Annotated in this window: 25 protein-coding genes; 6 read left to right on the forward strand and 19 right to left on the reverse strand. The window is 69.0% G+C overall.

Annotated features, from left to right (window positions below; translation table 11 throughout):
• Positions 1–323: 323 nt before the first annotated feature.
• Positions 324–980, reverse strand: a complete 657-nt coding sequence (gene fsa / locus BIX52_RS17710) for a fructose-6-phosphate aldolase (protein ID WP_075222433.1) — start codon at positions 978–980, stop codon at positions 324–326.
• Positions 981–1,033: 53 nt separating this feature from the next.
• Between fsa and BIX52_RS17715 the strand changes: the two genes are divergently transcribed.
• Complete coding sequence (locus BIX52_RS17715; protein WP_075222434.1) at positions 1,034–3,166, forward strand: primosomal protein N'; 2,133 nt, start codon at positions 1,034–1,036, stop codon at positions 3,164–3,166.
• Positions 3,167–3,172: 6 nt separating this feature from the next.
• Here the strand turns inward: BIX52_RS17715 and BIX52_RS17720 are convergent, their stop codons facing one another.
• Positions 3,173–4,069, reverse strand: coding sequence for an MBL fold metallo-hydrolase (locus BIX52_RS17720; protein ID WP_075222435.1), 897 nt, complete (start codon positions 4,067–4,069; stop codon positions 3,173–3,175).
• Positions 4,070–4,158: 89 nt separating this feature from the next.
• Positions 4,159–5,139, reverse strand: coding sequence for an MBL fold metallo-hydrolase (locus BIX52_RS17725; RefSeq protein ID WP_075222436.1), 981 nt, complete (start codon positions 5,137–5,139; stop codon positions 4,159–4,161).
• Between the two features lie 260 nt (positions 5,140–5,399).
• On the opposite strand from BIX52_RS17725, the gene BIX52_RS17730 reads away from it, so the two are divergent.
• Positions 5,400–5,585 (forward strand): DUF1674 domain-containing protein, encoded by a 186-nt coding sequence (locus BIX52_RS17730; protein WP_075222437.1) that lies wholly within the window; start codon positions 5,400–5,402, stop codon positions 5,583–5,585.
• 110 nt (positions 5,586–5,695) lie between these two features.
• Here BIX52_RS17730 and BIX52_RS17735 read toward each other — a convergent pair whose 3' ends face one another.
• From BIX52_RS17735 to BIX52_RS17760, 6 genes are all read right to left on the reverse strand, one after another.
• Positions 5,696–6,139, reverse strand: coding sequence for a VOC family protein (locus BIX52_RS17735; protein WP_075222438.1), 444 nt, complete (start codon positions 6,137–6,139; stop codon positions 5,696–5,698).
• An 86-nt stretch (positions 6,140–6,225) separates the two neighbouring features.
• On the reverse strand, positions 6,226–6,681 hold the full coding sequence (locus BIX52_RS22970) for a hypothetical protein (RefSeq protein ID WP_139312803.1): 456 nt from the start codon (positions 6,679–6,681) through the stop codon (positions 6,226–6,228).
• A gap of 338 nt (positions 6,682–7,019) precedes the next feature.
• Positions 7,020–7,685 carry a DUF1236 domain-containing protein gene (locus tag BIX52_RS17745; RefSeq protein ID WP_075222440.1) on the reverse strand — a complete coding sequence of 222 codons (666 nt, stop codon included), beginning with the start codon at positions 7,683–7,685 and terminating at the stop codon, positions 7,020–7,022.
• 183 nt (positions 7,686–7,868) lie between these two features.
• Complete coding sequence (locus BIX52_RS17750; protein ID WP_075222441.1) at positions 7,869–8,426, reverse strand: HNH endonuclease; 558 nt, start codon at positions 8,424–8,426, stop codon at positions 7,869–7,871.
• A gap of 98 nt (positions 8,427–8,524) precedes the next feature.
• On the reverse strand, positions 8,525–9,166 hold the full coding sequence (locus BIX52_RS17755; RefSeq protein ID WP_075222442.1) for an alpha/beta hydrolase: 642 nt from the start codon (positions 9,164–9,166) through the stop codon (positions 8,525–8,527).
• Positions 9,163–9,825 (reverse strand): DNA-3-methyladenine glycosylase family protein, encoded by a 663-nt coding sequence (locus BIX52_RS17760; protein WP_075222443.1) that lies wholly within the window; start codon positions 9,823–9,825, stop codon positions 9,163–9,165. Before BIX52_RS17760 ends, BIX52_RS17755 begins: the two co-directional genes overlap by 4 nt.
• A 78-nt stretch (positions 9,826–9,903) precedes the next feature.
• Between BIX52_RS17760 and gluQRS the strand changes: the two genes are divergently transcribed.
• A complete protein-coding gene (gene gluQRS, locus BIX52_RS17765) occupies positions 9,904–10,803 on the forward strand; it encodes a tRNA glutamyl-Q(34) synthetase GluQRS (RefSeq protein WP_075222444.1) in 900 nt (299 codons plus the stop codon).
• A 77-nt stretch (positions 10,804–10,880) separates the two neighbouring features.
• Here gluQRS and BIX52_RS17770 read toward each other — a convergent pair whose 3' ends face one another.
• The 7 genes from BIX52_RS17770 to pgsA form a co-directional block, all read right to left on the reverse strand.
• On the reverse strand, positions 10,881–11,837 hold the full coding sequence (locus tag BIX52_RS17770; RefSeq protein ID WP_075222445.1) for an AEC family transporter: 957 nt from the start codon (positions 11,835–11,837) through the stop codon (positions 10,881–10,883).
• Positions 11,838–12,062: 225 nt separating this feature from the next.
• A complete protein-coding gene (locus BIX52_RS17775) occupies positions 12,063–12,842 on the reverse strand; it encodes a succinate dehydrogenase iron-sulfur subunit (protein WP_075222446.1) in 780 nt (259 codons plus the stop codon).
• Positions 12,843–12,965: 123 nt separating this feature from the next.
• Positions 12,966–13,706, reverse strand: coding sequence for an FkbM family methyltransferase (locus BIX52_RS17780; protein WP_075222447.1), 741 nt, complete (start codon positions 13,704–13,706; stop codon positions 12,966–12,968).
• A gap of 55 nt (positions 13,707–13,761) precedes the next feature.
• Positions 13,762–14,664 carry a tyrosine recombinase XerC gene (locus BIX52_RS17785; protein WP_075222448.1) on the reverse strand — a complete coding sequence of 301 codons (903 nt, stop codon included), beginning with the start codon at positions 14,662–14,664 and terminating at the stop codon, positions 13,762–13,764.
• Between the two features lie 174 nt (positions 14,665–14,838).
• A complete protein-coding gene (locus BIX52_RS17790) occupies positions 14,839–15,339 on the reverse strand; it encodes a molybdenum cofactor biosynthesis protein MoaE (RefSeq protein ID WP_245803226.1) in 501 nt (166 codons plus the stop codon).
• A 2-nt stretch (positions 15,340–15,341) separates the two neighbouring features.
• A complete protein-coding gene (gene moaD / locus BIX52_RS17795) occupies positions 15,342–15,593 on the reverse strand; it encodes a molybdopterin converting factor subunit 1 (RefSeq protein WP_075222449.1) in 252 nt (83 codons plus the stop codon).
• On the reverse strand, positions 15,583–16,140 hold the full coding sequence (gene pgsA / locus BIX52_RS17800; protein WP_075222450.1) for a CDP-diacylglycerol--glycerol-3-phosphate 3-phosphatidyltransferase: 558 nt from the start codon (positions 16,138–16,140) through the stop codon (positions 15,583–15,585). The genes moaD and pgsA overlap by 11 nt, the downstream gene beginning before the upstream one ends.
• A gap of 345 nt (positions 16,141–16,485) precedes the next feature.
• Here pgsA and BIX52_RS17805 point away from each other — a divergent pair, with 345 nt between their 5' ends.
• The 3 genes from BIX52_RS17805 to BIX52_RS17815 are packed head-to-tail and all read left to right on the forward strand — an operon-like array spanning position 16,486 to position 20,165.
• Positions 16,486–16,980 (forward strand): (2Fe-2S)-binding protein, encoded by a 495-nt coding sequence (locus tag BIX52_RS17805; RefSeq protein ID WP_075222451.1) that lies wholly within the window; start codon positions 16,486–16,488, stop codon positions 16,978–16,980.
• Positions 16,981–16,994: 14 nt separating this feature from the next.
• Complete coding sequence (locus tag BIX52_RS17810; RefSeq protein WP_075222452.1) at positions 16,995–19,355, forward strand: xanthine dehydrogenase family protein molybdopterin-binding subunit; 2,361 nt, start codon at positions 16,995–16,997, stop codon at positions 19,353–19,355.
• A 12-nt stretch (positions 19,356–19,367) separates the two neighbouring features.
• Positions 19,368–20,165, forward strand: coding sequence for an FAD binding domain-containing protein (locus tag BIX52_RS17815; RefSeq protein ID WP_075222453.1), 798 nt, complete (start codon positions 19,368–19,370; stop codon positions 20,163–20,165).
• 265 nt (positions 20,166–20,430) lie between these two features.
• Here the strand turns inward: BIX52_RS17815 and BIX52_RS17820 are convergent, their stop codons facing one another.
• The 3 genes from BIX52_RS17820 to BIX52_RS17830 all read right to left on the reverse strand — a co-directional run bounded on the left by BIX52_RS17820 (position 20,431) and on the right by BIX52_RS17830 (position 24,992).
• Positions 20,431–21,414, reverse strand: a complete 984-nt coding sequence (locus BIX52_RS17820) for a GAF domain-containing protein (RefSeq protein WP_075222454.1) — start codon at positions 21,412–21,414, stop codon at positions 20,431–20,433.
• A gap of 262 nt (positions 21,415–21,676) precedes the next feature.
• A complete protein-coding gene (locus tag BIX52_RS17825; protein ID WP_075222455.1) occupies positions 21,677–23,728 on the reverse strand; it encodes a GumC family protein in 2,052 nt (683 codons plus the stop codon).
• Positions 23,729–23,738: 10 nt separating this feature from the next.
• Positions 23,739–24,992: a lipopolysaccharide biosynthesis protein gene (locus tag BIX52_RS17830; RefSeq protein WP_075222456.1), complete on the reverse strand. Its 1,254-nt coding sequence runs from the start codon at positions 24,990–24,992 to the stop codon at positions 23,739–23,741.
• Positions 24,993–25,038: the final 46 nt, after the last annotated feature.

Genomic DNA, 25,038 nt, shown 5'->3' on the forward strand with positions numbered 1-25,038 from the left:
CGGACCGACGCTTCCAAGCCGAATGCCGCGTCCGCGCGAATGCCGTGTCCGCGCGAGTGCCGTGTCCTCGCGAATGCCGTGCCCTCGCGAATGTCGTGCCCTCGCGAATGTGGTGTCCTCGCGAATGGCGTGCGCTCGCGGCGAGCACGCCGCGACCAACAGCCGCTGCGCCACCCCACGCAAGCCGCTCTATTCGCCAACTCAGCCGCGGCGCAGGACGAAACCGCTGCATATTGCGCAGCGCAGGTCCCGCGCCGTAGCCACCCGGCCCGACTTCGGACAGCCGAAGCCGGAGCCGCACCTCGTGGTCCAGGTTTAGTGCCTCAGAGGATCGACTGCCCCGTCGCCTTCCAGTCCGCCAGGAACTGCTCGAGCCCCTTGTCCGTCAGCGGATGGTGGATCAGCTTCGACAGGATCGCCGGCGGGATGGTCGCCACGTCCGCCCCCGCGATCGCCGCCATCTGCACATGGTTCGTCGTGCGGATCGACGCGGCGAGGATCTCCGTCGAAAGATCGTCGTAGTTGTCGTAGATCGCGCGGATCTCCTCGATCAGCTTCATGCCGTCGAGGCCCATATCATCCAGCCGGCCGATGAAGGGCGAAATGAACGTCGCCCCCGCCTTCGCCGCCAGCAGCGCCTGGGCGGACGAGAAACAAAGCGTCACATTCACCATGTGGCCGTCGCCCGTCAGCGCGCGGCACGCCTTCAGCCCGTCCCACGTCAGCGGCAGCTTGATGGCGATGTTCGGCGCGATCTCGGCGAGCTTGCGCCCCTCGGCGATCATCCCGTCCTTGTCCACCGCCGTCACCTCGGCGCTCACGGGGCCGTCCACGATGGCGGCGATCTCGGCGATCACGTCCAGCATCGGCCGCCCCGCCTTCTTGATCAGCGAGGGATTGGTTGTCACACCGTCCAGCATGCCGGTTTCGGCGAGGGTCTCGATCTCGCTGACATCGGCTGTGTCGACAAAGAATTGCATCTGCGCTTCTCCCAAGGCACGTCTTGACGCCTCTCTACAGGATCGCGCCCGCAATGACAGCCGCACGGATCTCGGTGCTGCTCCCCCATCGCCTCGGTCTGCTCACCTATGTTGCAGACGAACCCTACGCCCCCGGCGATGTCGTCGCGGTGCCCCTCGGCGCGCGCACCGTGGTGGGCGTGGTGTGGGACGACGCGCCGGACGCCACGATCGACGCCGCGCGCCTCAAACCCGTGAAGGGCCTCGCCAGCCGCATTCGCCTGACGCACGAGATGCGCGCCTTCGTCGACTTCCTCGCCCGCTACACCATGAGCGAGCGCGGCGCGGTGCTGAAGATGGTGCTCAGGAACGGCGAGGGCCTCGCCGACCCTCCCCCCCTCACCGCCCTCGCCCTCACCGGCACGGAGCCCGACCGCTGGACCCCCGCGCGCCAGAAGGTTCGCGACGCGCTCGGCGAGGGCCCCCTGCCGCGGCGCGACCTCACCGCCCGCTCAGGCGCGTCGGCCGCCGTCATCACCGGGCTTCTGAAGGCCGGCATCCTCGCCGAGATCGAGGTGGCGCCGCCGCCCCACCCCCGCCCCGTCCCGGAGGTGCCCACCCTCTCCGCCGACCAGGCCGCCGCCGCCGCCGAGCTCACCGGCGACGGCTTCAAGGTCACGCTGCTGGAGGGCGTCACCGGGTCCGGCAAGACCGAGGTCTATTTCGAGGCGATCGCCGCCGCGCTGAAAGCCGGGCGCCAGGTGCTGGTGATGATGCCTGAGATCGCCCTCACGCCGATGGTGACGGCCCGCCTCACCCGCCGCTTCGGCGAGGTGCCGGAGGAGTGGCACTCCGAGCGCCCGGTCGCCGCCCGCGTCGCCCTGTGGCGCGATGCGGCGCGCGGCGAGGCGAAGATCGTCGTCGGCGCGCGATCGGCACTGTTCCTGCCCTTCGCCGATCTCGGCCTCATCGTGGTGGACGAGGAGCACGACCCGAGCTTCAAGCAGGAGGACGGAGTGATCTACAACGCGCGCGACATGGCGGTGGCGCGCGCCCATGCGGCCGGGATCCCGGTGGTGCTCGCCTCCGCCACACCGTCGGTGGAAACGCGCATCAACGTCGAGCAGGGGCGCTACCACCGCGTCCTTCTGCCGGCGCGCCACAGCGGCACGGAGCTTCCCGCAATCGGCGCGGTGGACCTGCGCCGGGCGGCGCCGCCGCGGGGCGAATGGCTGTCGCCGCCGGTGCGCCGCGCGGTCACCGAGGCGCTGGAGGCGGGCGAGCAGGCGCTCCTCTTCCTCAACCGGCGCGGCTATGCCCCGCTCACCGTCTGCCGCAATTGCGGCCACCGCTTCCACTGCCCCAACTGCTCCGCCTCGCTGGTCGACCACCGCTTTCGCGCCCGCCTCGTCTGCCACCATTGCGGCCACGACGAGCCGCGCCCCACCGGCTGCCCCGCCTGCAACGCCACCGACAGCCTCGTGCCCTGCGGCCCCGGCGTGGAGCGTGTCGAGGAGGAGGCGCGCACGCTGTGGCCGCACGCACGGGTGGAGGTGCTCTCCTCCGACCTCTCCGGCGGCGCGGCGGCCCTCGCCGAGGCGCTCGGCCGGGTGGAGCGGGGCGAGCGCGACATCATCGTCGGCACCCAGCTCGTCGCCAAAGGGTTCACCTTCCCGCGCCTGCAATTCGTCGCGGTGGTGGACGCCGATCTCGGCCTCGAGAACGGCGACCCGCGCGCCGCCGAGCGCACGTTTCAGCTTCTGACGCAGGTGACGGGGCGCGCCGGCCGCGTCCACGCCGGCGGGCGCGCCCTGCTGCAGACCCACGCGCCGGACCACCCGGTCATCCGCGCCATGGTGTTGGGCGACGGCGAGGCCTTCTACCGCGAGGAAACCGAGGCGCGGCGTGACGGCGGCCTGCCCCCGTTCCAGCGGCTCGCCTCGGTGATCGTCTCCGCGCCGGACCGGGCGGAGGCGCACGCCCACGCCGTCGCCCTCGCCCGTACGGCGCCGATGGACGGCGTGGAAGTTCTCGGTCCCGCCGAGGCGCCGCTCGCGATCCTGCGCGGGCGGCACAGGTTTCGGCTGCTCGTGCGTGCACCGCGCACTGCGCCGCTGCAGTCGATCATGGCCGACTGGCTCGCCAAGGTGCCGGTTCAGGGGCCGCTGCGCCGCGCGGTCGACATCGACCCCCAGTCTTTCCTTTAGCCGCCCTCACCCCACGGGGAAGGCGTGGTCCCAGGCGATCGGCACGAAGCGATAGGCCGCGCCCTCGGCGGCGATGTGGCCGATGCCGGGGAACGGCAGATGCATACCGGCCACCAATGTTCCCGCACCGGCGACCTCCGCCAAGATCTTGCGCCGGGTGGCCACGGCCTGCGCACCGTCGATGTCGAACAGCACTTGGGCGTCGGGAAAGGCGAGCTGCACCGGGCCGATGTGAACGATATCGCCCCAGATGAGGAGTTCCGCCTCCCCGTCCGTCACGCGAAATCCGGTGTGACCGGGCGTGTGTCCGGGAAGGCTCACGGCCGCGACCCCCTCCTCCACCGGACCATCGGCGGTGATCGGCGACATCCGGCCCTCGTAGGCCGCGATCGACGCGGTGATGAGGTCGACGGTCTCGCGCCGCGAGTCGGGCACGTCGCTCGATCCGGTCCAGAAGGCGAGCTCGGCGTCCGCCACCTTCAGCGTGGCCCGCGGGAAGCGCGCCTCGCCCGAAGGCAGCGTCAAGGCGCCGATATGGTCGCGGTGCAGATGCGTGATCAAAATGGTGTCGACGTCGCCGGGCGTGACGCCGGCGGCCTCCATCACCTGCGGCATGCGGCCGATCAGCGGCCCCATGGACGGCGTTCCCCCGGCGTCCACGAGGATGGTCCGCCCGCCGCGCTGCAGCAGATAGGTGTTGACCGAGCCCGGATAGCGATCTGTCGGCAGAAAATTCGCACGGAGGATCCCGGTGAAGTCGGCCTCGGCGACATCGGGAACGAGGCCGGGGCCCATTCCCATGCCGCCGTCCGCCAACGCGGTGACGGTCCACCCGCCGACGGCGATGCGGTGGAAGCCGGGAGACTGCTGCAAGGGCGCGGTGGTCTGAGCGTCGGTCGGCATGGGGCCTCACGTAGGTTGCAGGGCGGCCGCGAAACCGCCCTGCGTCTGAGCTGAAATTCGGCGTTGACCCGCCGATAACACGGCAGCCGTCAGATGGTGTACTGCCAGGGGGCGGGGACCAGGCGATACCCGTCGCCGTCGCGGGACAAGTGGCCGAAGCCCGGGAACGGCAGGTGCATGCCGGCCACCATGATCCGCTCCTCGGCCACCTCTTCCATGATGCGCTGGCGCGTGGCGACGGCCTCCTCCGGCGTCACGTCGAAGCCGATATAGACCTCCGGCGAGGGGAGCTGCAGCGGCGCGGCGTGGATGATGTCGCCCCAGATGAGGAGCTCCTCCCCGCCGCCGGAAATGCGGAAGCCGGTGTGGCCGGGCGTGTGGCCGTAGAGCGCCACAGGCTCCACTCCGTCGATCACCGCGCCACCCTCGGCGAAGGTCGTGAGGCGCCCCTCGTATGCGGCTTGAACGCCCTGAACCGCGGCGACCGTGCCCCGCTGCGGCTCCGGGATCGCATCGGCTTGGGCGGGATCGGTCCAGAACGACAGCTCACGCTCGGCGACGATCACCTGCGCGTTGGGGAAGACGGCCGCGCCGTCCGGAGCGACGAGACCGCCGATGTGGTCGCCATGCATGTGCGTCAGAAGAACCGTCTCGACGTCCTCCGGCGCCACGCCGGCCGCCGCCATGTTCTCCGGCAGCTTACCCAGCGACGGGCCCATTCCGCCGGCCGCGCCGGTGTCGATGAGGATGGTGCGCCCGCCCTGCTGCAGCATGAAGGCGTTGACCGCGGCGGGCACGGCCTCCGGCGGCAGGAAGGCATCCTCCAGAAGGGCGGCGAAATCCTCCTCGCTGAGTTCGGGGAAGAGGCGCGCGGGCATCGGGAAGCCGCCGTCGGACAGCGCGGTGACGACCCAGTCGCCGAGCGTGAATCTACGGAAGGCGGGGGCCTGGGCGATGGCCGCGGCGCCGCCGGTGGCGGACGTCTGTGCGCGCGCCAGGGAGAGCGGGAACGCGGCGGCGGTGCCCGCGAGCGCGGCGCCCCCCAAGAGATGGCGGCGATTGATGGTCATGGGGATGCTCCTCATGTGCGGCCCGCCGGTCGGGATGGGGGCCTCGTTCGCAAGCGAGTTAGGCCGCGCATGCGCGAACGCAACCTTTGGAGAGGTGATGTTGCGCAAAAGATCGCGCGCCCCTGCCCGGCCGGCGAACCGGGTCCCGCGCGGCACACCGGGTCCGCTCGCCCGTCCGGTCCTGCGCCCCCGTGGGCGGCCGGGCCCCCATGCGCGCGGATCCGTTGAAGTTTGCGGCCTCGTTGTCCACATCCTGGGGCATGACAGACGATGCTCCCCCCCTGAGCGAGGCCGCCAAGCGCGCCCTCGCCGAGGCCGAGGCGCGGCGCAAGGCCGCGGCCGAGGCCGACGCCGACCCGCGCCCGCCCGAGGAAGGCGGCCGCGCCGGGCCAGAACCAGTGCGCTATGGCGATTGGGAGGTGAAAGGCATCGCCACCGACTTTTGACGCGGTGGCGCGCGGCTGATCCGCTGGCGCGCGGCGCATCGAGTGTCGCGCGAGCCGCCTGCCTGCGCACGGCGCGGTGCGGCGAGCGATGCCGCCGCACCGGCCAACGGTTACCAGGAGCCGGTATTTTCCATCGACGACCACGGCTCGGCCGGGGCGAGGCTGTCGCCCTTCTGCAGAAGCTCGATGGAAATCTCGTCCGGCGATTTGACGAAGGCCATGCGCCCGTCGCGCGGCGGACGGTTGATCGTCACCCCGCCGTCCATCAGCCGCTGACACGTTGCGTAGATGTCGTCGACCCGGAAGGCGAGATGGCCGAAATTGCGGCCGCCCGCATAGGCTTCGGGATCCCAGTTATAAGTCAGTTCGAGCATCGGCGCTTTGTCGTCGCTCGAAGCGCGGCCGACATCATCGGGCGCGGCGAGGAAGATCAGCGTATAGCGGCCTTGTTCGCTGTCCATCCGGCGGATTTCGCGCAGGCCGAGCTTGTTACAATAAAAATCGAGGGACGCGTCGACGTCCGTGATCCGAACCATGGTGTGGAGGTATTGCATGGGGACTCCGCTAGAATCGTTCCCCTCATTCTAGTCCACTCTTCCCCGAGACCAACGCCTAACCGGCCGGGGATGCGCCGTTCGCCTTAACGAACGACGCAGGTCTGGGTGCGGCAGGTGGGCGACACGGTGCCCCGCGCCGGCGCGACGGTGGCGCGCGACCAATACCGCTCTTTCACCGGGTGATGGCCGAGCGTTCCGCGCACGGTGTGGCCGCAGCGAACGCCGCACTCGCGGCCGACGCGGATGGTCTCGGCCGCCACGATTCCATCGCTGTACACGACATCCTGGCGCACGAAGGTGGCCTGCGCCACCTCGTAGGACTGGTCGAGGGGCATCACGTCGCTGCGCAATTGCGGCATATTGTATTCAGGCAGCGCGGGTTGCATCGCGGCCTGCGCCTGGCGGTCCGGATCAGCGGAGGCTCCGGACAAAGTCGTGATCACAATTGCAGCAGCAATAGTTAACGCGGTCGAGGCAACTCCCACCAGTTTGTGAAGAAACTCAAGATGACGGCTACGTTGATAACTCACTTTCAGCAACCCATGCTCCATCACACTACGCGCCCTGAGGCGCACGTACGTTCGCTCAATCCGGTTTCGTGACGATGCAGCCAATTCCGACATTTGAAACGTTCGCACCTGGGAAGGTATACGATCGCGGCTTGGCAACGGTTGAGACCGTTATTTGGTTTATTTCGCCCCAATTGCAACGGGGTCGTTTTTATAAGCTGGATTAAGGCATTTTTAAGTCTGCCGCCTGCCACAATCCTAGGATTATTTGCCGGGCGGCAGAGACGAAAAAGCGGCCGGACTCGGTGAAAGTCGGCCGCTTTCAGCCTCTTGCGGAGCCGGCGGCTCCGCATCGATGGCGCGTTCGATCAGTTCATAACGTAGACGACATGCCGGTTTTCCGGCTCCACCAGCACAGGCGTGCCGTTGATGTTGACATAACGGTAAGGCGAGTCCGGGACCTCGTAGAGGACAACGTCGGCCGGGACGCCGACACCGACCATGACCTCACCGTCCAGATAAACCGGCTCAACGGGGTGTTCGGTCACGTAAACAACCGTACTATCAGCCACATGGAACGTGTCGGAGCCGCGCACGGCACCCTGTTCCACACCCTCGGCCAGGCCGCCGACGCCGCCCGAGACGACACCGACCGTTCCGCCGATCAGAGCGCCGGTCACCGCACCCGCGGTGTTGCCGATCGCATCCACCGTCTCCGCAGCGATCTCCGGCAGCAGGCCGCGCCGCTCGGTCACGACGACGGTGTCACCGGTATCCGCAGCGACCGTCAAATATTGGGCGAAGGAATAGCCGGTTTTCCCAGCATACTCGACCTGGCACCACGTCGTATCGGCGACGCAACCGTCGATCGCCACACTGGAGCCAGCAGGGATCGTGTCGATCACAGCGTAGTTGCTGCCCGGGCCGGCGCGCATGTTGAGATCCGTGGTGACGGATCCTGCGGACTGAGCAAATGCGGCGGCGGGGATCAGCGCCGCGCCGGTCAGGGCGGCGCGCAATGCTGCTTTCTTCATGGTATCCTCCTGTGGACGCCCAACCAACACGGGGAAGCCGGCGGCAGTTCCACCGGAGTCAGGAATTTGTGCAAGCGTGAAGCGCCACGATTCCGTTCGGTTACGCCACGAGTTTGCATCTGTTATGCGCAAAATGTAGAGCGTTGTGCGGGGACGTCGGCCCCCGGGACGGTCACTGCTCGGTCACGGCTCGAGCTCGGTGTCCCAATAGAGGAAGTCGAGCCAGCTTTCATGCAGGTAGTTGGGCGGGAAGAGGCGCCCGTTGTTGTGCAGGTCCTGCACCGTCGGCCGGAAGGGGTCCTGACGTGGGAACATCTCGGCCGCGCGGCAGCTCTTGTTGCCTTTGCGCAGATTGCAGGGCGAGCAGGCGGTGATCACGTTGTCCCACGTCGTCAGCCCGCCGCGTGAGCGGGGGACGAGGTGGTCGAAGGTCAGATCCTCGATCGACCCGCAATATTGACACTCGAACCGGTCCCGCAGGAAGACGTTGAAGCGGGTGAAGGCCGGGAAGCGTGCGGGCCGGATGTAGGTCTTGAGCGAGACCACCGAGGGAAGGCGCATCCGGAAGGACGGGCTGCGCACCTCGTGTGAATATTCGGAGACGATGTTCACCCGGTCCAGGAACACCGCCTTGATGGCGTCCTGCCAGGACCACAACGACAATGGATAATAGCTGAGCGGCCTGTAGTCCGCGTTGAGCACCAGTGTGGGGTGCGCATCGGGATGAACCGCTATGCCCATCCTATCTCGTCCGTCGTGATCGAGTGAGGTGTCTCATAACGCCCTTATCGTGCTCCAACGTGACGCCAATGTGAAGCCTATTCGCACGTCAGCGGCACTTATGAACCTTTCGACAGGTGGATCTTCAGATGCGCCGCCGCCATCGCCAATCCGTCCGGGTCGATGCCGTGGCCGACCCCCGGCCGGAAGTGCCATTCCACCGGGATTCCCGCCTCCCCCAGCGCCTGCGAGGCCTGAAGCGTGAAGGCCGCAGGAAGGACCTCGTCATGGGTTCCGTGCACCAGAAGCGTGGGCGCCGGCTTCAGCCCCTCCCCGTCCGCACCGGCGCACAGCCCCGAGAAGCCGACCACCGCCGCCAGCGCCCGCGGCCGCCTGTAGCCGACGTGGAGCGCCATCATCGTCCCCTGGCTGAAGCCGACCAGGGCGAGCCGGCCCTCGTCCAGATTGTAGCGGGCGAGCTCCGCGTCGATGAACCGGTCGAGGCTCGGCGCAGCGGCGACGACGCCGCGCTTATATTCGGTGGGGTCGCGCATCGTCAGCGGGAACCACTCGCGCCCGCCGTGCGGTGTGAGGCCGGGCGCGTCGGGCGAGAGGAAGAGCGTGTCCGGAAGCGGGCCGGCGAAATGGTCGGCGAGGCCGATGAGGTCGGACCCGTCCGCCCCGTAGCCGTGGACGAAGACGACGATGGACCGCGGCGGCTTGCCGGAACGCGGCGGCCTGCGGGGACCTGAGAGTGTCAAAGCGGTGCGCCCTCCGGGACGGTGGTGGGGCCCTGCGCCACCGGGCGCAGGGTACGGTAAAAGGCCCACATCAGCCGCGCCGCCACCGAGCGGTCGGGCGACCAGATGAGCGCCATCGCGTCGAGCGCGGCAGGCGCTGGCTCGGCCGGAAGGCCCAGCACGTGCGCCGCCGCCCGCCTCACGGCAAGGTCGCCGACGGGGAAGATGTCGGGATGGCCGGCGCAGAACATCAAGTAGAGGTCCGCGCTCCAGCGGCCGATGCCGCGAATGGATTCCAGCGCCGTGCGGGCCTCCTCCGCCGAGCGCTCGGCGAGGGTGTCGAGGTCGAGCCCCGCCGCCACCGCCTCCGCCACCGCGCGGAAGGTGGCCGCCTTCTGACGCGACAGCCCGGCCGCCCGCAGCGCCGCCTCGTCCGCCGCCAGCACGGTCGCCGCCGACAAGGGGTGGAAGGTCGCCGCGACGCGCGCATAGACCGCGGCCGCCGACTGGGTCGACAATTGCTGCCCGGCGACGATCCGGCACAGGCCAGCGAAGTCGCCAGGCAGGAGGCGCAGGGGAACGTGGTCCACCGTCGCCCACGCCGCGGCAAGACGCGGATCGCGCGCGGCAAGTCGCCTCAGCGCCGCCTCCACGTCTCTCTCGTTGCGGATCGGTTCCATACGTTTCGACGTTTACAGCGGGCGGCCGGAGGCGCAAGCCAGGGGCCGACGCGGACTTCAGATCGACACACCGGAACCATGCTGCGCTTTGCCCCCAGCCCCAACGGACCGCTCCACATGGGCCATGCGCTGAGCGCTCTTGCCAACGAGGCCATGAGCGCGGCGACGGGGCTCGGCGTGCAACTGCGCATGGAGGACATCGACCGGAGCCGCTGCCGCCCCGAGTTCGAGACGCAGATCCTGCAGGATATGGACTGGCTCGGCATCGAATGGGTCCCGCCGCTGCGCCGCCAGAGCGCGCGTTTTCCACGCTATATTGACGCACTGGACCGGCTGAAGTCCGACGGGGTCGTCTACCCCTCCTTCGCCACGCGGCGCGAGATCGCCGTCCACGCGCGCGCCGAACGCACCCCGCTCGACCCCGACGGGGCGCCCCGGTTCGCCGGCGACGCGGCCATCATCGGCGCCGCCGAAGCCAAGGAACGCGCCGCCACGGGCGCCCCGGCCGCCTGGCGGCTCGACATGGCGCGCGCCGTCGCCCTCGTCGGCCGGCCGGCCTGGTGCGAGACCGGCCCCGCTGGCGACGGACGCGCCCGCGCCCATGTCGACCCGGCGCTCTGGGGCGACGTGGTGCTCGCCCGCAAGGAGACGCCGACGAGCTACCACCTCTCCGTGGTGGTGGACGACGCTGCCGACGGGATCACCCGCATCGTGCGCGGGGCCGACCTCTTCGCGGCGACCGCCGTCCACCGCGTGCTGCAATGCCTGCTCGGCCTGCCGGAGCCGCTCTATCACCACCACGGCCTCGTGCTGGGCGAGGACGGGCGCAAATTGTCGAAGTCGAACGGTGCCCTCTCGCTGGGGGCGATGCGCCAGGCCGGATGGAGCGCCGACGCGCTGCGCCGCGAGGCACGCCGCCGCGAAACGCCGCCGGATCGGATCGTCGCCGCGTCTTTATGCGGCGCCGGCGAGGCGTGACGAGCGGCATCGGCGGGGCCGGCCGCCGGGCGCCCCCGTCAGCCGCGCCGTTTCGCCGCCGCCTCAGCCGGCCAGCCTCAGCCGACCAGCATCAGCCAGAACGAGAAGGTCGCGATGGACCCCGCCGTGGTCAGCGTGATGGTGTTGGCCGACAGGGCGAGCCCCGTCCGGAAGCGTGCGGCGATGAGGTAGGCGTTTACCCCCGTCGGACAGGCCGCCGCTACGACGAGAACCGCAACCGGCAGGGGCGGCAGACCGACGATGTAGGTCCCCGATAGATAGACGATCCCTGGCAGCAGCATCAGCTTGGCGAGGCCCAGCACCACCGCCGGGGCGACGTTGCCGCTGAGGCCGAAGCGCGGCAAGCTCATCCCCAGCGCGACGAGGGCGAGCGGAATGCCCGTCTCGGCCAGCCCGTCGACCAGGCGGCGCGGGATCCCGGTGACCGGCAGCCCCGTCAGGCGGATCGCCACGCCGATCAGGATGCCGATGATCAGCGGATTGCGCAGCAACTGCCGCACCACGCGGGCGATCGCGGGCAGGATGCGCACCCGCCCGGCCGCCGACCCGTCCCGCAGCTCGGCGATTTCGATCAGCGCAGCCGAGATGAACATCATGAACGGCAGGTGCACCGCGATCAGCATGAAGATCGTCACCAGCCCCTCCTCGCCGAAGGCCTGGGTGACCAGCGGCACACCGACCATCACGAGATTGGAGAAGGAGGAGGACATGCCGCCGATGACGCCCGCCCGCGCATCGCGCTTGAAGACGCGTTCGGTGAGGCCGATGCCGATGCCGATGTGCACGATGACGGCGGAAAAGTAGGTGCCCCAGAAGGGCCAGGGCGAGATCTGCGGAAACTCCATCGTCCCGATCGCCCGGATGAAGAGGAGCGGGATGCACAGCGTGAAGACGAAGTTCGACAGGTGGTCGGCGGTCTCGTCCTTCAGCCAGCCCAGCTTGATGGTGAGCGCACCGATGGCGATGAAGCCGAAGACCGGCAGGACCGTCGCAAGGAGGTCGGCAAAGGCCACGGCTACCGGCTAGCCGCGGGACGCGCCCGCCGGGACCGGCAGGGCGAAAGGGTCGGACAATGGCCGCCGCGGCCTGCGCCGTGACGGTGCGGCCCGGACGGCGGCCACGCGGGGCGCCGGGTCGTCGGCCGGCGCCACCGGACCGGCGGCCGCGCGGCCGGCCGGGAAGGCTGCGCCCGAAGTCGTGCGGCCCGCGGCCTCAACCATGGGGGCGCAGATCATGCCTCAGACGCGGCGCTCCACCATAAGCGCCTTGATCTCGGCGATCGCCTCGGCGGGGTTCAGCCCCTTTGGGCAGGCGTTGGCGCAGTTCATGATGGTGTGGCAGCGATAGAGGCGGAACGGATCTTCCAGATTGTCGAGCCGCTCGCCGGTCTTCTCGTCGCGGCTGTCGACGATCCAGCGGTGCGCCTGGAGCAGCGCGGCCGGGCCGAGATAGCGGTCGCCATTCCACCAGTAGGACGGGCAGGAGGTGGTGCAGCAGGCGCACAGGATGCACTCGTAGAGGCCGTTCAGCTTCTCACGGTCCTGGTGGCTTTGGCGCCATTCCTTCTGCGGCTGGGGGGTATCGGTCTGCAGCCAGGGCTGGATCTCGCGCAGCTGGGCGTAGAAGTTGGTGAGGTCCGGCACCAGGTCGCGCACCACCGGCATGTGCGGCAGCGGGTAGAGCACCACCGGCCCGTCGACCTCGTCCATACCCGTGGTGCAGGCGAGGTGGTTGCGGCCGTTGATGTTCATCGAGCACGAGCCGCAGATCCCCTCGCGGCAGGACCGACGGAAGACCAAAGTCGGATCGATCTTGTTCTTGATGTAAAGAAGCCCGTCGAGGATCATGGGGCCGCAATCATCGGTGTCGACGAAGTAGGTGTCGAGGCGGGGGTTCTCGTCCCCCTCCTCCTGCCAGCGATAGACGCGGAATTCGCGCACGTTCGCGGCGCCGTTCGGCTTGGGCCACGTCTTGCCGGTCTTGATGCGGGAATTCTGCGGAAGCGTTAGCTGGACCATGTTGTCACTCTCGTCGGGCTGCAAGCCACCTCGGCATAACCGATCGGAGCGCGGTCCGCGTTAGGGACCGAACCCAGGTCGGGCGGGAGCGCCGGGCCACCGCCGGACAGTACCGGCCGCCGGTCAGGCGCGGACGAGCATCGCGTTCTCGTCCGTTTCTCCAGCTAGCACATATCCTCTCTGGAACAACTCTGAAAGACAGTCCGTCGACCAGTTGTCGCGGTGCATCGTCTCAATCACCAGCGCCCGCGGCCACATCGCGGGGCTCGTCGATTCCAGGAACGGGATCAAGACCTCAGGCTCGAAGCCCTCGACATCGACCTTCATGCCCGCCGCCGGTCCCACGAGGAGGTCCACCAGAGGACGCACCTCCACCTCGGTCTTGTCTCGCGCATTCTCGATCTCGATCAGCGACGACGCGCCGGCATTGCGGCTTTCATAAAGCGTCATGCGCCCGCTCGGCCCGACCGCCTCGGGACACACCGTGACGCGGTCGCGCATGAAGTTGGCGGCGATGTTCGTCTCGAGGCGCGAGCGCAGCCGGTCGAGCGGCTCGAACGCCTGCGCTCGCAGTCCCGGAACGGCATCGAGGAGGGTGATCGTGAAAAGGCCGATATTTGCCCCGACATCCACGAAGAGATCGCCGCGCTTCAGGTGCTTGGCGAGGAAGTCGCGCTCCTCCGGCTCGTCCAGCCGGCGCTTGTACCAAATGTCGAAATCGACCTTGTTGTCCCGCGGGATGACATACCATGTCAGCCCCTCGATCCTCAGCGTGATGAGCCCCGTCGGCGCATTTTGCTTGAAGAACTTGCGCAGCGGCTCCTTGATGAGCGGCGCACGGCGGATGAAGCGCGGGATCACCACCGCCTCTCTCCTTGCGGTTGGGGTGACGGCCGCCGAGGCGGCGTGGGAGCGCCCATCAGCGGACGGCCCGCGGGTGGGCGTCCCGCCAGGCGGTGAGAAGCGCGCGATCGTCCACCGCCGTGTAGACCTGTGTGGTCGACAGGCGGGCATGACCGAGCAGCGTCTGGATCGCACGCAGGTCGCCCCCTTGGGCCAGGATGTGGCTGGCGAAGGCGTGGCGCAGCGCGTGCGGCGTCGCCGTGTCGGGCAGGCCGAGGGCGTGGCGCCAGCTCTCCACCGCGCGCTGCACCATGCGCGGTGACAGGCGCCCGCCCTTCTCGCCCCGGAAGAACGGACCCGTGGTGAGCGCGAAGGGCGCGGCCTCGCGGTATCGGGATACCATAGCAGCGACCTTCGGCACCACCGGAACGTCACGCTCCTTGCCGCCCTTGCCGCGGATCCTGAGCCGGGTCAGCGGCTCGCCGACGTCCTCCACGTCGAGCCCGGTCGCCTCGCCGACGCGCAGGCCGCAACCATAGAGGAGGGACAGAACCGCCGCGTCACGCACCGAGGTCCAGTCCGTGCCCGGCTCCAGCATGGCGAGCGCCTCACGCACCGGCACCGGGCGCGGCAGTCCCCGCGGCTTGGCCGGTGCCGACACCGCCCGCACCGCCGCCGCGTTGACGCCGTGGTGACGCTCGAAATGGCCCATCATCGTGCGTACCGCGGCGAGCGCCCGGCCGAGCGAGCGCGCCGACAGACCGTCCCGCCGCCGCGCCGCCAGAAAAGCCCGCACGTCCGCAGGGGTGAGCGCCGACAGCGCCGCGAGATCGGGCGCACCGCCGAGGTGAACGGCGAGGAAGGAGAGGAAGGCGCGCGTGTCGTGCTCGTAGGCCGTGGCGGTGTTGGAGGCGAGACCGCGCTCGGCAGTCAGCCCCGCCAGCCACGCCGCCCGCAGCTTCGCCACTCCCGGCTCCATGAAGCACGGCGCCCCCGCGGGTGCGGCAAGGCCGAGCGGATCCGCACTGGAATTATCGGGCGGTAAAATGTCCATGCGCGCACATAACACACAGCGCGTTGCGACAATCCCAGCGCGATCGGTAAATTTTACGTATGCGCACTGCGCCGAAACCGTCGCTCCGCTGCCGCCTCTTCAGGCCCAGCGGGCGCGGGCGGCATCGTCGGTTTCCTTGGCGTCCACCCAGTCGCCGACGGTACCGTCCACCAGGTGCTCGCGCTTCCAGAAGGGCGCGTCGGTCTTCAGGAAATCCATGACGAAGCGGACCGCGTCGAAGGCCGCGTCGCGGTGGTTCGATCCCGCGGCGACGAGGACGATCGGCTCGCCCACCGCGACGAGCCCCGTGCGGTGCACGACCATCAGCTCTGACAGCGGCCAGCGGGTCCGCGCCCGGTCCATGATGCGGCCGATCTCCGCCTCGGCCATTCCGGGATAATGTTCCAGCTCCAGCGCGTGAAGCCGGCCTTTCTCGCCCCGGCAGCGGCCGATGAAGACGGCGAGCGCGCCGGTGTCGTCCCCCGCCCCCATCGCGGCGAGCCACGCCTCGGTGTCGAGCGGTTCGGCGATGATGGTGACGGGCGCCGGGCGCGCGGGCACCGGATAGGCGGTCGCGGGGCGTGAGGGCGAGGCGTCCACGCTCAGCCGCCGGTCATCGGCGGGAACAGGGCAACTTCGCGCGCGGCGGTCACCGGCGCATCGTGCGTCGCGTGCTGCTGGTCTATGGCGACGCGGATGAAGCGGTCCCGCTCCAGCGCGTGGGCATATCCCTCTCCGCGGCCCTTCAGCCACACGATGAGGTCGCCCGCCGTCGCCACGCCGTCCGGCAGCGTGATCTCCTCCTCCGGCACGCCGATGCGTTCGCGCACCCAGGCGAAGTACTTAACCTTCATGCGTCCCCCAATTGTGACGCGTGCCCCACACATATTGGGCACCGCTGATCACCGTCATCGCCGTCGCGATCCACAAAACGACAAGCCCGGCCCAGTTCGCAACCACCGGGAAGGGCATCAACGGTCCAGCGATGAGAACGCCGAGCGCCACGAGCTGCACCGTGGTCTTCCATTTGGCGAGCATCGAGGCCGGAACAACCACCTCCTTGGAGGCCAGATGCTCGCGCAGCCCCGCGATCGCCGTCTCGCGCGTCAAAATGAGCGCCGCGGCGAAGGCGTGGAAGCCGAAGATGGCCCCGTTGGCGCACAGCATGACGAGGACGACGCTCACCAGCATCTTGTCGGCGATGGAATCCAGCATGCGCCCGAATGCGGTGGTCTGGTTCCACGCCCGGGCGAGGTAGCCGTCCAGAAAGTCGGTCAGGGCGGCGAGAATGAAGAGGATCAGCGCGAACGTCTGATAGGCCCCGAACGGCCAGACCAGCGCCCCGGCGATGATCAAGACGGCAAGGCATCGGAACGTGGTCAGGAGCGTCGGAATATTCATGCTGTGATCTAGGATGATTTGAGCCGCGGTTCAAAGACCCAAACGTTTCGCACGCCCCACCTGTTTCGCGGCGCGGTGTCCCGGCCCGGCTCGCCATCCCGTTCGCCGCCGCCCCGTCGGCCGCCGATCGGCCTCGATCCGCCCGCTCATTGTGGGCGCGAGGTGTTTCAATGCTGTTCCAATTCCGAAGAGGACGCGACAGGATGGACTTGTTGCGGGGCCGGAACCGGCCGCACTCTGGTCGGACGAGGTCCGCACCAGACGGCTCCACCTGACCGCGGACCAACAAGACGAAATCGCGCGCCGCGCGCCAAGAACGCGCCGTGATGACAGGGAGAATGACGCATGGCTGACGTGAAATTAACCGTCAACGGTCGCAAGATTGCCAAGACGGTGCCCGACCGCACCCTTCTCGTAACCCTTCTGCGTGACGAGATCGGCCTCACCGGCACCCACGTCGGGTGCGACACGTCGCAATGCGGCGCCTGCACCGTCCATATCGACGGCAACGCGGTGAAATCCTGCACCGTGCTCGCGGCGCAGGTGTCCGGCGCCGAGGTCGTCACCATCGAGGGCCTCGCCAAAGGCGACACGCTGCACCCGATGCAGGAGGCCTTCCGCACCCACCACGGCCTGCAGTGCGGCTTCTGCACGCCGGGCATGATCATGATGGGCGTCGACATCGTGAACCGTCACCCCGAGGGGCTCGACGAGGAGACGATCCGCAAGGAGCTCGAAGGCAACATCTGCCGCTGCACCGGCTACCACAACATCGTCAAAGCCATCGGCGCCGCCGCTGAGGAGATGTCCTCCGGCACGACCCAGATGGCCGCAGAATAATCGAGGGGGAAAGCATGTCGGCACAAGGCATCGGCGCGCGGGTCGCGCGCAAGGAAGACAAGCGCTTCATCACCGGCGCGGGGCAATATACGGACGACGTCTATGAGCGGCAGATGAGCGCCGCCGTCTTCGTCCGCTCCCCCCACGCCCACGCCAAGATCACCTCCGTCGACACCTCCGCCGCGCTGGAGATGCCGGGCGTGATCGACGTCATCCTGGGCCAGGACATCCAGGACGCGGGCATCGGCAACCTCATCTGCGGCTGGGGCATCCAGTCCAAGGACGGGACGCCGATGAAGATGGCGCCCTACAACGTCATGGATCCGGCCGTGGTGCGCTATGTCGGCCAGCCCGTCGCCATGGTGATCGCCGAGACGCGGGCCGAAGCGGTGGACGCCGCCGAGGCCGTCGTCGTCGAATACGAGGAGCAGCCGGCGCTGACGGACTTCGGCAACTATGCCGCCGGCCCCGTCGTCCACCCCGGCACCGCCGACGACAATCTCATCTGCGACTGGCAGCTCGGCGACGAGGCGGCCACCGACGCCGCCTTCGCGGGCGCGGCCCACGTGGTCGAGATGGACATCCGCAACAACCGCCTGATCCCCAACGCGATGGAGCCCCGCTCCGCGGTCGCCCACTACAACCGCGCCGAGGATCACACCACGCTCTGGACCACGTCGCAGAACCCGCACGTCGCCCGCCTGGTGATGAGCGCCTTCTACAACGTCGCGCCCGAGCACAAGCTGCGCGTCATCGCCCCCGACGTCGGCGGCGGCTTCGGCTCCAAGATCTACATCTACCCCGAGGAAATCGCCGCCTGCTACGCCGCCAAGCGCGTCGGCCGGCCGGTGAAGTGGACCGCCGACCGCACCGAAGCCTTCATGACCGACGCCCACGGGCGCGACCACATCACCAAGGCCAAGATGGCCTTCGACGCGGACCACAGGATCGTCGGCTTCAAGGTCGACACTATCGCCAATCTCGGCGCCTACATGTCGCTCTTCTCGTCCGCGACGCCGACCTACCTCTACGCCACGCTGCTGTCGGGCCAGTACAACATCGCCAACATCTACGCGAACGTGAAGCTGGTCTATTCCCACACCACACCGGTCGACGCCTATCGCGGTGCGGGGCGGCCGGAAGCGACCTACGTGGTCGAGCGGATGATGGAGACCGCCGCGCGCCAGTTCGGCCTTTCCCCGGTGGAGCTGCGCCGGAAGAACTTCATCAAGGACTTCCCGCACCAGACCCCGGTGCTGATGAACTACGACCCGTCCGACTTCCACGGCCTGATGGACACCGCGCTGAAGACCATCGACTTCGACGGCTATCCCGCGCGCAAGGCCGAGTCGGAGCGGCGCGGCATGCTGCGCGGCATCGGCTTCTCCTCCTACATCGAAGCGTGCGGCATCGCCCCGTCCCAGGCGGTCGGCTCGCTTGGCGCAGGCGTCGGCCTGTGGGAATCGGCGGAAATCCGCGTGAACCCGGTCGGCACCGTGGAGGTTCTCACCGGCACCCACAGCCACGGCCAGAGCCACGAGACCACCTTCGCGCAGATCGTCTCGGACCGCTTCGGCGTTCCCATCGACAACGTCTCCATCCTGCACGGCGACACCGACAAGGTGCAGTTCGGCATGGGAACCTACGGCTCGCGCTCCGGCCCGGTCGGCGGCTCCGCCATCTACAAGGCGCTCGACAAGGTGGAGGCGAAGGCGAAAGCGCTGGCCGCGCACCTGATGGAAGCCGATGCCGGCGACATCGAGATCGAAAACGGCGAGCTGAAGGTGGCGGGCACCGACAAGAAGCTCGCCTGGCACGAGGTGTGTCTGGCCGCCTACACCGCCCACAACCTGCCCGAAGGCATGGAGCCGGGCCTGAAGGAGACCTCCTTCTACGACCCCTCTAACTTCACCTTCCCCGCCGGCACCTTCATCTGCGAGGTCGAGGTCGACCCCGGCACGGGCGTGACGCGCATCGTCAACTTCGTCGCGGTGGACGATTTCGGCATCATCATCAACCCGATGGTGGTGGAAGGCCAGGTCCACGGCGGGCTCGCCCAGGGTATCGGCCAGGCGCTGCTGGAAGGCTGCGTCTACGACGACGAGGGCCAGCTCCTGACCGCCTCCTACATGGACTATGCGATGCCGCGGGCGGACGACCTCCCCTCCTTCGGCCTCGACCATCTGGAGATCCGCAACCCGTCCAACCCGCTCGGCGTGAAGGGCTGCGGCGAGGCGGGGGCGATCGGCGCGCCGCCGGCCGTCATCAACGCCATCACCGACGCGATCGGCACCAACGCGCTCGAAATGCCGGCGACCCCCGAGCGGGTGTGGCGCGCCATCCAGTCCACCCAGACGGCCATGGCCGCGGAATAAGGGGACCCGTCCATGTACAATACGACCTATTATGCCGCGACGAGCCTCGCCGACGCCGCCGCCAAGATCGCGGCCGACGGGGACGCCAAGTTCCTCTCCGGCGGGCAAACCCTGCTCGCCACGATGAAGCAGCGCCTCGCCGCGCCGACGATGCTGATCGACCTCACCAAGCTGCCGGAGCTGAAGGGGATTTCGGTCGAGGGTGACCGGCTCGTCATCGGCGCGGCCACCAAGCACGCTCAGGTGGCGTCCGACGCGACGGTGAAGGGGGCCATCCCCTCGCTGGCGGGACTGGCCGCCACCATCGGCGACCCCGCGGTGCGCAACATGGGCACCATGGGCGGGTCGCTCGCCAACAACGACCCGGCGGCGGACTATCCCGCGGCGGCGATGGCGCTGGACGCCATCATCACCACCAGCAAGGGCGAGTATAAGGCGACCGACTTCTTCACCGGCATCTTCGAGACGGCGCTCGACGAGGACGAGATCATCGTGAAGATCTCCTACGAGATCCCGAAGAAGGCGGCCTACGAGAAGTTCCGCAACCCGGCCTCGCGCTATTCCCTGTGCTCGGTGTTCGCGGCGGAGGTCTCGGGCGGACCGCGCATCGCCGTCACCGGATCGGGCAACGAGGGCGTCTTCCGCGTGCCCGCGATGGAAGAGGCGCTCACGCGTGGCTGGACGGCCGACGCCGTCACCTCGGTGAAGATCGACCCCGAGACGATGCTGTCCGACATGCATGGTTCGGCCGAGTATCGCGCTCATCTCGTCGCGGTGCTTGCCGGGCGCGCCGTCGCCAAGGCCGGCTGATCCGCGTGCGGACGGGGCTCGGCGCCCCGTCCGCCTTGCTCTTCTCGCTATGGTGCGGGCAGGTCGGGTAGGGCCGCGCCGCCCGGACCTCTCGTGGCCGAGCGCCGACGAAACGGGCGGCTCGCATCCGTCAGGCGGCGGCTTCGTCCGTCAAGCGCCGGGCGCCGGCAAGCGGTCGGCTCGCGGGCCATCAGGCGGCGTTCTCGTCCGTCAGGCAGCGGCTGCGGTCGACAGGGCGCCGGCGAAGCGGTCGGGCCGGGGGCCGTCAGGCGGCAGCTTCGTCCGTTTCCCACTCGGTCGCCGGCATGTCGTTTCGGGTGAGGCCGAGGCGCTTCATCTTGCGGTGAAGCGTTGCGCGGCTGGTGCCCAGAAGGCGTGCTGCGGCCGACACATTGCCCGACGTCTTCATCAACGCGGCCCGCAGTGCGCGCCTCTCGGCCGAGGTGAAGTCCGCCGCGGTCCCCTCCTCGCCCTCCAACAGGTCCGAGGCAAGGCGGCCGCTCTTGATCCACGCATCGTCGATGTCGAACAGGCGGCGGGCGGCGCTGCTGGCACCCAGCACCACATCGTCCCCGTCCACCGCGAGAAGGCCGTGGCGCGGCCCGTTCCCCGGAACCATGATGATGCGCGCTTTGGCGAACGCGCTGCGGAACAGCGTCGTCTCGATCTGCGCGGCGGCCTCGCGCGCGGCATGCAGATAGATGTTGAGGACGGGCGTCGTCATGTCGTCGCGCGCCGACGAGATGTCGAGCGCACCGACGATGCGGCCGCGATGATCGCTGATCGGCGCCGTGGCGCAGGACAGCTTGGTGTTCATCGTCAAAAAGTGCAGGTCGCGGAAGATGCTGACGGGTCGCGTCTCGGCCAGCGCCGTGCCGATGCCGTTGGTGCCGGCGCTACGCTCGTCCCACAGCGCGCCGGGGGCGAGACCGCAGCTCTCGAAATCGTCGGCATCCCCCGCGCGGCCGCGGCGTTCCAGCGCGAGGCCGCTCTCGTCGGTCAACACGAGACAGCAGCCGGCGCGGCCGAACGTCTCGAACAGGCGGTCCAGCTCGCCGCGGGCGGCGTTCATGAGCGGGGCGGCACGCTCCAAAGCCCGGCGCAATTGGACGGCTTCCAGCCGCGGCGGCGTGCGTTCCCCGTCCGGGTCCAGCCCATGAAGGGTGATGCACCGGCGCCATGACGTCGCATAAGCTGCATGGTGATCGCTCGCAGTCACGGCGGCCCACACGCGCTCTGCGTGTTTCATGGTCGTCCTCCCTTCCGGAATGGCCGGTTCGGCGGCCCTGTCGGACAAGGGGCGCACCGCCCTGCCCTGTTCTAATGCATGGCAGCTCTGCGCCAACATGCCATCGCCAGTCAGAACGCAACACCGGCGCAAAGTCCAGAGTCATTATAAATGAAATTGTAGTCTGGGTTCGGCCCGCTCGCGGACGAAAGCCTGGCGGCCAGGGCCGGAAAGGCCGCTTGATGGCCTCGCCAGCGGCGGTGGGCCGCAGCGAGGCTGGCTCTCAGCTGCGGATCAGCACCGTCGCCAGCGGCAGGCTGGGGCCGACGAAGCGCAACGTCTGCACGGTGTCGACGAGGTCGCGGTGGCTGGTGAAGCCGGCGCGTGCGGCGATCGCCACAGCCTCGGCCTCGGCGGCGAGCGCCTGCGCATCCGGCCGTTCGACGATCGGCGGCAGGTTGATGATGACGACGTCGAACCGGCGGTAGAGCGCGTCGACCAGCGAACCCATCGCCTTGGAGCGGTAGAGCGACGGGTCCGTCTGCTTGCCGGCGGCGAGATAGTTGAGCGGTGTCGCCCGGTCGACCTGCAACGCGGCGTCCACCTCGCCGCCCAGCATCACGAGGTCGGACACGCCGAACTCGTTCGAGCCGCCGAGCCGCTCGTGAACCGTCGGGTCGTTGAAGTTGGCGTCGACGAGGACGGTGGCATCGCCCGCCACCGCGCACGCCTGGGCGAGCGCTGTGATGAGATCGGCGTGGCCGACATCGTTGTCCGGTGCGGTCATGGCGATGATGGTCGGATCGCGCCCGCCTTGCCGCAGCACCAATGCGGCGCGCAGATGCGTGATCGCCTCCGCGAAGGCGGCGTTGCGGCGGCGTCCGGCGAGCCCCGCCAGCACACCGCGCGAGGACGGCACCGGCGGCACCACGGCGAGAGGGGCGATGCCGACGGTGCGGGTGATGTCGCCGCGCGTCCTGATGCGCTGGTCGATGAGGGCGATGCCGAGGACGAGGGCGAAGGCCGCCGCCCCCGCCAGGATGCCGCCGCCCGCCACGACGAGCGCGCGGTTCGGCCCGGACGGCGAGCCCGGCGGCACCGCGGCGGCGACGATGCGCCCGTCCGGCCGCTCCAGTCCGGCGACGCCCTGCACCTCGCGGTAGCGGTTCAGCAATGTCTCGTAGACGCGCTGCGCGGCGTCCACCTCGCGCTCCAGGCGGCGCAGCTCGATCTCGGCGCCACGCTGGGCGCTCAGTTGTTCGCGCAGCGCGTCCGCCTCGCGCTCCAGCGAGGCCACCCGCTCGGCCTCGGCGCCGACCGAGGTGGAGAGGGAATTGACGATCTTGTCCGTCTCGGTGGCGATGTCGGCCTGGATCGCCTCCAGCGCCTCGCGCGCCTGGATCACCCGCGGGTGGCTCGGCCGGTAGAGCGCGTCGAGCTCGGACAGAGCCCGCTGCTGGATCGTCGCCTGGGCGCGCAGCTCCTGGATCAGCGGCGAGGTGACGACCTGGGGCAGCACCTCGCCCCCGGCGCGGGTCTGGTCGGCGGCGGCGCGGGCCTGGGCCAGCGCCCCTTGCGCGCGCACCAGCTCCTCGTTGAGGTCGGCAAGCTGCTCGGCGATGATCGTCGTCCCCGCCCCTTCGGTGATGCGGCTCTGGGCGCGGAAGTCCTCCACCGCCTGCTCGCGCATGTCGAGGTCGGCGCGCAGCTCGCCGAGGCGCTGGGAGATCTGCGAGATGGAATCGGTCGCCTGATCGCGCTGGGCGGCGATGTCGAGGCTGAGATATTGCCGCATCACCGCGTTGACGATGCTGGCGACGAATACGGGGTTCGCGCCCTCGTAGGCGACCTCGACCACGTAGGACCGGCCGGTCGGGCGCACGACCAGTTTGTCCTGCAGGTCGCTGATGATTTCCGCGCGCGCCGATTCGCGGCCCGCCACGGTGCCGCCCGGGGCCGTGGCGGCACGGAGCGCCGGGTTGGCGGCCGAAAATTCCAGCGCCAGCTCGTCCACCACGCGCTCCAGAACGGCGTAGGAGCGGATCACCTGAACCTCGGTCTCGGTGATCGTTTCCGGCGGGACGTAGCCGGAGCTCACCTGCTGGCGCGGCAGCAGGCTTTCCTGGCCGGGGTCGATCTCGACGAGGCCGCTGGCGGAATAGACGTTGGGAAGGCGCCCGGCGAGGACGGCCGCGGCAATCACCCCGGCGGCCATCACCGTCATGACGAGCCACTTATATTGCCAGAAGGCTTCGGCCAGCCAGATGATCGGCGCCAGCGGATTGGGGCCGGCCCCCGCGGGCTGGCCTTCGTTTGTGGTCTCCACGGTGCTCACGCGCGGGCCTCTATGTGGCCGAGGCGGACGAAGAGGCGCCGGCCTGCCGCCGCCGGGCGAACTCCTTGAGCACGCGCCGCCCCATCAACGTTGCCGTGAAGATGTAGCCGAGCCCCGCCCCGAACAGCGTCGCCTGCGGTCCCACGAACAGGGCGAGCAGCACCACCGCGCTGACCGTGACGAGGGCGCCGGTGATGACGGCGAGCGAATCGTCCCGGTAGCGGCCGAGTGTCGTCAACATGAGTGCCAGTACGACGACCGGCACTTGCAGGGCATTGATCAGCGTCCACACTCGCACCACGGGCAGCATGTTCTCATACTTGCCCGCGTAGATGTACGTTTCGATGAGCGGCCACGCCAGCGTGACAACCAGAAGGTTCACAACATAAAGCCCGACGAGGGCCACCGCGGAGACCGCACAGAACCGAACGAAGCCCTTCATGTCTCCGGATTCGCGCATGGCGGCGACGAAGGGGCGGGCGAACGCCTTCCATGCCAGAACCAGCATGACGAGGTGGCGCAGGATGAGATTGCCGGCGAAGATCCCCGCCAGAACCGCCGGTCCATAGAGGATGCTGATGGTGAAGACGAAGGCCCGGTTCTGAAGTTCCGACGCGGCCACCGCGACCACCGTCCACCGGCTGTCGCGCCAGATGGCGGCATAGCCCTTCAGCGTCCGGCGCAGGCGCACCGCGGGCGGGCGGTCCAGCAGGGCAAGGCCGCTGGCGGCGGCGATGGCGGCCGGCGCCGACAGGAACAGGAAGAGTGGCAGCAGGGTGAGTCGGCCGGTGACGACGAGCGCGGCGACGGTGGCGAGGGCGAGCACGGAATAGACCGTGTCCATCGCCAAGGCGGCGCCGAACTTGGCGCGGCTCTGGGCGAGGAAGCGCACCGCATAATAGGCGAGGAAGGTCGCCGCGAAGAGCGCCTGGGCCGGGGCGAGCCACGACACCGCCCCGTTGGCGAGACTGACCCCCAGAAGCATGACGACCGCGCCCACCGCCACGAACAGGGCGGCGAAGGCGGCCACCTGCCGTTCCAGCACGTAGCGGCGGCGGTTGGCCGGGTCGTAGGCGACACGCACCGACAGCGGCAGGCCGATCATCGCGTCCTGAAAGCCGACCATCACCATCAGGAGGGCCTGCCAGAGGACGAACGTGCCGTAGTCCTCGGCCGAGGCGAATCGCACCAGGGCGAGCTGAAGGGCGAGATTGAACGCGGCGACGACACCCTGGTCGATCAGCGGCAGCGCATAGCGCTTCATCGGCTGCCCCCACGCATCGGCTGCATCCCGGAGTGAACGAGGCGGC

It is taken from the genome of Acuticoccus yangtzensis, from assembly GCF_001927245.1.
Lineage (GTDB): Bacteria > Pseudomonadota > Alphaproteobacteria > Rhizobiales > Amorphaceae > Acuticoccus > Acuticoccus yangtzensis.

What these genes read in the sequence shown, in the direction of transcription:
- fsa (WP_075222433.1), bottom strand. Translation starts at nt 980, where the DNA reads ATGCAATTCTTTGTCGACACAGCCGATGTCAGCGAGATCGAGACCCTC.
- BIX52_RS17715 (WP_075222434.1), top strand. Translation starts at nt 1,034, where the DNA reads ATGACAGCCGCACGGATCTCGGTGCTGCTCCCCCATCGCCTCGGTCTG.
- BIX52_RS17720 (WP_075222435.1), bottom strand. Translation starts at nt 4,069, where the DNA reads ATGCCGACCGACGCTCAGACCACCGCGCCCTTGCAGCAGTCTCCCGGC.
- BIX52_RS17725 (WP_075222436.1), bottom strand. Translation starts at nt 5,139, where the DNA reads ATGACCATCAATCGCCGCCATCTCTTGGGGGGCGCCGCGCTCGCGGGC.
- BIX52_RS17730 (WP_075222437.1), top strand. Translation starts at nt 5,400, where the DNA reads ATGACAGACGATGCTCCCCCCCTGAGCGAGGCCGCCAAGCGCGCCCTC.
- BIX52_RS17735 (WP_075222438.1), bottom strand. Translation starts at nt 6,139, where the DNA reads ATGCAATACCTCCACACCATGGTTCGGATCACGGACGTCGACGCGTCC.
- BIX52_RS17745 (WP_075222440.1), bottom strand. Translation starts at nt 7,685, where the DNA reads ATGAAGAAAGCAGCATTGCGCGCCGCCCTGACCGGCGCGGCGCTGATC.
- BIX52_RS17750 (WP_075222441.1), bottom strand. Translation starts at nt 8,426, where the DNA reads ATGGGCATAGCGGTTCATCCCGATGCGCACCCCACACTGGTGCTCAAC.
- BIX52_RS17760 (WP_075222443.1), bottom strand. Translation starts at nt 9,825, where the DNA reads ATGGAACCGATCCGCAACGAGAGAGACGTGGAGGCGGCGCTGAGGCGA.
- gluQRS (WP_075222444.1), top strand. Translation starts at nt 9,904, where the DNA reads ATGCTGCGCTTTGCCCCCAGCCCCAACGGACCGCTCCACATGGGCCAT.
- BIX52_RS17775 (WP_075222446.1), bottom strand. Translation starts at nt 12,842, where the DNA reads ATGGTCCAGCTAACGCTTCCGCAGAATTCCCGCATCAAGACCGGCAAG.
- BIX52_RS17785 (WP_075222448.1), bottom strand. Translation starts at nt 14,664, where the DNA reads ATGGAGCCGGGAGTGGCGAAGCTGCGGGCGGCGTGGCTGGCGGGGCTG.
- moaD (WP_075222449.1), bottom strand. Translation starts at nt 15,593, where the DNA reads ATGAAGGTTAAGTACTTCGCCTGGGTGCGCGAACGCATCGGCGTGCCG.
- pgsA (WP_075222450.1), bottom strand. Translation starts at nt 16,140, where the DNA reads ATGAATATTCCGACGCTCCTGACCACGTTCCGATGCCTTGCCGTCTTG.
- BIX52_RS17805 (WP_075222451.1), top strand. Translation starts at nt 16,486, where the DNA reads ATGGCTGACGTGAAATTAACCGTCAACGGTCGCAAGATTGCCAAGACG.
- BIX52_RS17810 (WP_075222452.1), top strand. Translation starts at nt 16,995, where the DNA reads ATGTCGGCACAAGGCATCGGCGCGCGGGTCGCGCGCAAGGAAGACAAG.
- BIX52_RS17815 (WP_075222453.1), top strand. Translation starts at nt 19,368, where the DNA reads ATGTACAATACGACCTATTATGCCGCGACGAGCCTCGCCGACGCCGCC.
- BIX52_RS17820 (WP_075222454.1), bottom strand. Translation starts at nt 21,414, where the DNA reads ATGAAACACGCAGAGCGCGTGTGGGCCGCCGTGACTGCGAGCGATCAC.
- BIX52_RS17830 (WP_075222456.1), bottom strand. Translation starts at nt 24,992, where the DNA reads ATGAAGCGCTATGCGCTGCCGCTGATCGACCAGGGTGTCGTCGCCGCG.